The organism is Pedobacter sp. HMWF019, from assembly GCF_003061025.1.
Lineage (GTDB): Bacteria > Bacteroidota > Bacteroidia > Sphingobacteriales > Sphingobacteriaceae > Pedobacter.
Genome location: NZ_QAIL01000620.1, coordinates 561 through 5,045, shown reverse-complemented (window position 1 = coordinate 5,045; position 4,485 = coordinate 561). Strand labels below are relative to the sequence as shown.

At 38.5% G+C, this 4,485-nt stretch carries 6 protein-coding genes; 1 reads left to right on the top strand and 5 read right to left on the bottom strand.

Annotated features, from left to right (window positions below):
- From DBR11_RS29260 to DBR11_RS29245, 4 genes are all read right to left on the bottom strand, one after another.
- A partial coding sequence (locus DBR11_RS29260; protein WP_304594530.1) for a 7TM-DISM domain-containing protein occupies window positions 1-523 on the bottom strand: 523 nt, incomplete at its 3' end.
- Window positions 524-629: 106 nt separating this feature from the next.
- Complete coding sequence (locus DBR11_RS29255; protein WP_108556047.1) at window positions 630-1,376, bottom strand: DUF72 domain-containing protein; 747 nt, start codon at window positions 1,374-1,376, stop codon at window positions 630-632.
- A gap of 11 nt (window positions 1,377-1,387) precedes the next feature.
- A complete protein-coding gene (locus DBR11_RS29250) occupies window positions 1,388-1,606 on the bottom strand; it encodes a hypothetical protein (protein WP_146186717.1) in 219 nt (72 codons plus the stop codon).
- Window positions 1,607-1,722: 116 nt separating this feature from the next.
- On the bottom strand, window positions 1,723-3,000 hold the full coding sequence (locus tag DBR11_RS29245; RefSeq protein ID WP_233260959.1) for a PepSY domain-containing protein: 1,278 nt from the start codon (window positions 2,998-3,000) through the stop codon (window positions 1,723-1,725).
- 148 nt (window positions 3,001-3,148) lie between these two features.
- On the opposite strand from DBR11_RS29245, the gene DBR11_RS29240 reads away from it, so the two are divergent.
- Complete coding sequence (locus DBR11_RS29240; protein WP_108556045.1) at window positions 3,149-3,595, top strand: GyrI-like domain-containing protein; 447 nt, start codon at window positions 3,149-3,151, stop codon at window positions 3,593-3,595.
- An 18-nt stretch (window positions 3,596-3,613) separates the two neighbouring features.
- Here DBR11_RS29240 and DBR11_RS29235 read toward each other — a convergent pair.
- A partial coding sequence (locus DBR11_RS29235; RefSeq protein ID WP_233260958.1) for an ABC transporter permease occupies window positions 3,614-4,485 on the bottom strand: 872 nt, incomplete at its 5' end.

Genomic DNA, 4,485 nt, shown 5'->3' with positions numbered 1-4,485 from the left:
AAGCAAGATTATCGCTCGTAATCAACTTAATCGGCAGCAGCATAATGTTATTGGAACGCACACGAAGGTAAACTGTAAAAGCCCGGTCAGCAGAATTATCGGGTAATAAAAATCTGTAATTGGTCATTACCTTGATGCCCTTTTCTGGCAGAGAAAGACTTCCAGCATGCATTTTCAAGAATTGACCATTTTCTTTCAGCAGAAAACAATCTATCTGCTCAATATTTGGAATATCAACGATCAAATAAGAACGATTATTTATCTCAGGTAGGTAACGGAGCTTAATCCAAAAAGCGGACTTTGTATTTCCCAAATTAAGGATATCTCTATCTGACGAATGAAACTTTCCCAAACCGTCCATGGCTACAGCCTCCTGCACATCCCACCTCCCGGAAACATCTTCCAGGTAACTTAATTTTTTACCAATGTTCTCATATGGTTGACGGCTGATATCAACAATTTCCGGAATGGAAAAAACAGGCAGAGAAGCGAAAATGAATAGACAAAAAAATAAATAGCGCATGGAGGATTTCTTTCCGTGATAAAGATAGAAAATTTAATACCTATCTAATTAAAAAGAAACAAATCACTATTTATATAGACATGATTTAACTCTAAAAAACAACTGATTACAAAAAACTCCTTAAACTTTCCATATTTTTAAGAGCATTGCCTATTGTGTTATTAAAGTAAGTGTACACCTGCTTGCCTTCTTCCAGCCATTCTTTGATATAAGAGGCGTATTCATAAAGAAATGCCTCCTCATAACTTCCCTTATAATCTCCTAAAGGACCATGAAAACGCACGTAAACAAAATCAGTCCGACTCTCTATAACCGCCCCTCCTCCAGAGAGCTTATCATGTAAAACAAGTCCCATTCCATAACGGTCCATCAAATCAAACGTATCCTGCTGGTACCAGCTCTGATGCCGAAACTCAACAGCAACCCTCCATTCAACGTTGGGATCAGCCCTTCTGATTCTGTCGAGCAGCCGCTCTACACTTGGTAGATGCATTGGTCGTATGCTGCCCGGAAATTGTACCAGCAAGCAACCTTTTTTATTTCCCACCGCAAAGATCCGCGTCATAAAATCATCAACAGCTTCTAAACTAAAATTTAGTGATTTACTATGTGTGATTTCTCGCCACATCTTAAATGTAAATTTAAAGTCTTCGGGAACCTCTGTAGCCCATTTCGCCACTGTAGAAGCCATAGGTACTTTATAAAATGAACTGTTAATCTCAATACTATTGTACAGTGATCCATAATAGCACAAACGACTTTTTGTTTTAAAAGCCTCTGGAAAAAACTCTTTGTTAGGAACAGGGAGTAATAAACCGCTAGTTCCGGAATAATATACACCCTTATTATCCATACAGTGGTCAATTAAGAGCCAACATGCTCATGTTCTTCTATTTCTTTCCCAATTTCATCCACATAATTTTGATCTACCCAATCTCTTGTTTCCCACAGAATATTTGAATTATTTTCATCATGATATAGGTCTGCCAGTTTGTTTGAACCTCTGAAAACCCTGTAAACACCGCCTTCCTGAGGATATACCGTCAATCTAACCCCATGAAGACAAATCGTAAATGGATCCATATTTTACTCGTTTTACCACATAGAACGAGTAGATCACGAAAATGTTTGCATTTGTTATCCACACTGCCGTTATTATCCACACTGCACAGAATACCAAATCATTAATAAAAATTCAATTAAAATGAAGACGAATAAGTTGAGGTTGTTTTTTTCTTCTTTTTACGTCCAAGCCAGATCATAAATCCGGTAACAGGTAAGCTTGCGGCTATAAAGCTCCCCATAAAAGCCAGAATTTTACCCGGCAAGCCCAACACCACACCAACATGAATGTCATAGTTCATCCGGATAAGTTTCTCTCCACTATTCTTATCTTTAAAATTTTCCCGACCAAGCAATTTACCTGTAAACTGATCTAAGTGCAGAACATCTGTATCATAATAATCTTCTTTACCCCTGTACCCATTGGCACTAATAGTGGCCGATTTCGGAGCTCCCCGATCAGGTACGTACAGAAAAATACGCCTTGCATCTGGGAATTGCTGCTTTGCAACATCAAAAGCAATATCAATTGGACTCTTTAAGGCGGCTTTTGTAGAATCTGAAGCAAAGCTAACCTGTTTTGGAGGTGTTATGGACCTGGAAGCAACCACATATACTGCAGTTTGAAACCAGCTCATTGCCCATACCATTCCTGTTAATGCTAACACCAGCGTAATCAGCATAGCATAAAATCCGGGCACATTATGAAGATCATAGTTTAGCCGTTTAAATTTGGCCTTCCAGCTTATTTTAAAACTCTTGTTGAAATTGGCCTTTTTAAGATTTTTAGGCCACCACAAAACCATTCCCGTGCCCAGTAATATCACAAATATAAGCGTGCTATAGCCTACGATCGGTTGTCCATAAGGCGTATTTAGTAACAAACTCCAATGCAAATATTTTACAATTACAAAAAAGTCGCTCTCGTAATCAATCATACCTGTTATCTTGCCTGTATATGGATTTATAAAAGCAGATTTATAGGAATCTACGGCACCGAAAAATGTAAGTGCTTTGGGATCTCCTCCTTTAAAATACATAAACTCCCAGGCCCTTGAAGGATCGCTATAAGTCGTTACTGATACATTTGGAACATGTAAAGCTTGCTCCGCAGTACTCTTCATTTGACTCAAGGGAAGTATTTTTGCCTGTAGAGGTGCTGTCACAAAGAACTTGTCCCGGTAGATTAATTCTGAAATTTCCTTCTGAAAAACAAAAATACAGCCAGTCACTGCCACAATAAAAACAACAATACCTGAGGCCAGGCCAAGCCAAAGATGTAAAAAACCGGCAATTTTTCTAACCCTACTTACCGGTTTTTTTGCTTTTTTAGACTCCCTGCCACCCGTAGTAGCCTGTTGTCCTGCTATTATTTCCTTCCTTTCGGATTTTTTAGTTGGCAAACTCTCTATCACAAACTCTTATTTAGACCCAATATAAATAAAATGCAATATTAAAAGAATTTTTCGAAAAGAAATAAAGGATTCCTGATTTTATTCTTGCCGCTAAATTATCGGAGAGGATAAGTATGTTTGTCCCTTCTATTTACTTAGCTCAATAACGATGAACGCCTTTAAACTTGCGGGTCTCGCACTAAAAACGACCACCACAAATGAAAATGGACAATGTGCCAGAGATTGCGAAAAATTATGGTCTGATTTTGCGGCCGGTAATTATTTTTCCCTTATACCCGGTAAACTAAGCAATGAAGTTTTTGCGGTTTATCATAATTACGAAGGGGATTATACACAGCCTTTCTCCTATTTCATAGGTTGTAAGGTAGATGTCGATGCTATTCTTCCGAAGGAATTGGATACAATTGTGATTCCTGAAGCCAGATATCAGAAATTCGAAGCCAAAGGAACCATGCCACAATGTGTAGTAGACACCTGGGTATCAATTTGGAATAGCGATCTGCCAAGAGCCTATCAGGCAGACTTTGAAGTTTATGGCGAAAAAAGTCAGGATTGGAACAATGCTGAAGTTGAGGTCTACATTTCCGTGCATTAAAAAAGCAAAGATCAGGTCTTAAGACCTGATCGCCTCTACAGGATCCAGACGCGAAGCAGAATAAGCTGGCCAAAATCCCGAAATAGCACCAATTATAGCCGAAATAGAAACTCCTGTGATTACATTCTTCAGATCAAGCACAATTTTAACATCAAGTGCATAAGTGAACAAAAGCGTAATCAGGTAAACCAGCAGCAAGCCAAAAGCTCCCCCTAATAAACACAAAGCAATTGCTTCAAACATAAACTGTAATAGAATAAAATAATTCTTTGCACCCAAAGATTTTTGAATTCCAATAATATTAGTCCTTTCTTTCACTGAAACGAACATAATATTGGCAATACCGAAGCCACCAACAAGTATAGAAAAACCTCCGATAACCCACCCCGCAATATTGACCATTTTAAACATCACATCTAGCTGATTAGAAAGAATAGTAGCCTTATTTAACGCAAAATCATCTTCAGCACCCGGCTTTAAACGATGTATAGAGCGCATTACCCCTCTTAATTCACTCTCAACCTCTTCTTGTGCAACATTATCCTTTCCTCTCACGGTAATTTGAGGACCATACATTTCATTTTCCACATCAAATAAGCCCTTTGCAAGGTTAATCGGAATCAAAACATTTTTATCCTGTGATACTCCAAGCATATCTTCCCCTTCTTTTTTAAATACCCCCACAACAGTTAACCTTCTTCCCATCACTTTAACCTGTTTGCCTACAGCCTGCTCTCCTGAAAAAAGACCATCAGCAATATCAGCGCCCAGAATGATTACTGGAGCACCGGACTGCCCCTCGTTTTCAGTAAAGTATCTCCCATCCTGAAAATCAAAATTCCAGGTTTTATCATAATCCTGAGAAGCAGAATTTAAAGTTACATTTTCCA

What these genes read in the sequence shown, in the direction of transcription:
- DBR11_RS29255 (WP_108556047.1), bottom strand. Translation starts at nt 1,376, where the DNA reads ATGGATAATAAGGGTGTATATTATTCCGGAACTAGCGGTTTATTACTC.
- DBR11_RS29250 (WP_146186717.1), bottom strand. Translation starts at nt 1,606, where the DNA reads ATGGATCCATTTACGATTTGTCTTCATGGGGTTAGATTGACGGTATAT.
- DBR11_RS29240 (WP_108556045.1), top strand. Translation starts at nt 3,149, where the DNA reads ATGAACGCCTTTAAACTTGCGGGTCTCGCACTAAAAACGACCACCACA.